General features: G+C 69.7%; 3 protein-coding genes. 2 read left to right on the top strand and 1 reads right to left on the bottom strand.

Annotation, left to right across the window (positions count from 1 at the left end; all coding sequences use genetic code 11):
* The coding region (locus NUU27_RS25365) for a hypothetical protein (protein WP_257765065.1) at positions 1-286 on the bottom strand (286 nt) is incomplete at its 3' end.
* Here NUU27_RS25365 and NUU27_RS25360 point away from each other — a divergent pair.
* Together NUU27_RS25360 and NUU27_RS25355 are read left to right on the top strand one after the other, a co-directional pair.
* Complete coding sequence (locus tag NUU27_RS25360) at positions 279-410, top strand: hypothetical protein (protein ID WP_257765064.1); 132 nt, start codon at positions 279-281, stop codon at positions 408-410. The genes NUU27_RS25365 and NUU27_RS25360 overlap by 8 nt on opposite strands.
* Before the next feature lie 100 nt (positions 411-510).
* On the top strand, positions 511-1190 hold a 680-nt coding region (locus NUU27_RS25355), incomplete at its 3' end, for a hydantoinase/oxoprolinase N-terminal domain-containing protein (protein ID WP_308220006.1).

The following is a 1190-nucleotide window of genomic DNA, read 5'->3' as shown; positions in this document are numbered from 1 at the left end:
GCTTGCCGATCCCCGCCGGCCGCGACGCGGCGATGGCTGGAAGGGCGAGCGGATCGTCGGCGCCGCGCGGGACCGCCCGGTGCGCGGCGGAGCCCGAACGGATCTCCTGCTTGGCCGTGCCCTGCTCGGCGATCGCCTTGCCGTCGAGGCCGCCCGTATCCGACAGCGCCGGCTGCGCCGGATCCAGGAGCGGGGGCTGCACCGGGCGCAGGTGAAACGACAGCGTGATCGCAACGACCGCCAGCAGACAGACCAGCCGCGGCCACAGGATGCGGCGCATGGACATCGGCTCGGTTGAAGGGTCTGCTGCCAAAAGAAGGCTCTCGGGACGTTGTTCAAAAGCACATATAGAAATCGACCGCATCGGACCAGAAGATTGCGGAAAAATCGTGTTGGGTCTGGCTGCCTGAAGACGACGGCCCGCCCGGCGTCGTTTCGCCTGGCGCCCTTTCGTGTGGCGCCCGCATGGGGTAAAGGCGGATTTCCGCCATCGCGCAGCAGGCCCCTGCCATGACCGAACCGATCCCGCCCCACGCCCCCCTCCTCCTCGGCATCGACACCGGCGGCACCTACACGGACGCCGTCCTTTATGCCGAGCAGACGGGCGTCGTGGCAAAGGCCAAGGCGCTCACCACGCGGCATGACCTGGCCGAAGGTATAGCGGAGGCGGTCGATGCGGTGCTGGCGCATGCCGGGGTGGAAGCGTCGGCCATAGGCCTCGTCTCCATGTCGACGACGCTTGCCACCAATGCGCTGGTCGAGGGGCAGGGCGGACGCGTCGCCCTGGTGATGGTCGGCTTCACGCCGGCCGACCTCGAACGCGCCGGTCTGGGCGAGGCGCTGGGCGCCGACCCCGTGCTGTTCCTGCCCGGCGGCCACGATGTCCACGGCCACGAGACGCGGCTCGATCTCTCCGCTCTGGAAACGGAGCTCGAAGCCCTGTCGCGCGACGTGAGCGCATTCGCCGTCTGCGCCTATTTCGCGGTGCGCAACCCGGCGCATGAGATCGCCGTGCGCGACCTGATCCGGCACAGGACGGGCCTTCCCGTCACCGCCAGCCACGAATTGTCGGCCCGGCTCGGCGGACCGCGCCGGGCGCTCACCACGCTGCTCAACGCACGGCTGGTGTCGTTGATCGACCGGCTGGTCGCCTCGACCGAGGCTTTCCTGGAGCGGCGCGGCATCGCCGC

The sequence above is a fragment of the Nitratireductor sp. ZSWI3 genome (genome assembly GCF_024655565.1).
Classification (GTDB): Bacteria; Pseudomonadota; Alphaproteobacteria; order Rhizobiales; family Rhizobiaceae; genus Nitratireductor.
The sequence above is the reverse complement of the archived record's forward strand: the minus strand, read 5'-3'. Positions and strand labels throughout refer to the sequence as shown.

Coding starts and splice junctions, on each gene's coding strand:
- NUU27_RS25360 (WP_257765064.1), top strand. CDS start 279: ATGGACATCGGCTCGGTTGAAGGGTCTGCTGCCAAAAGAAGGCTCTCG.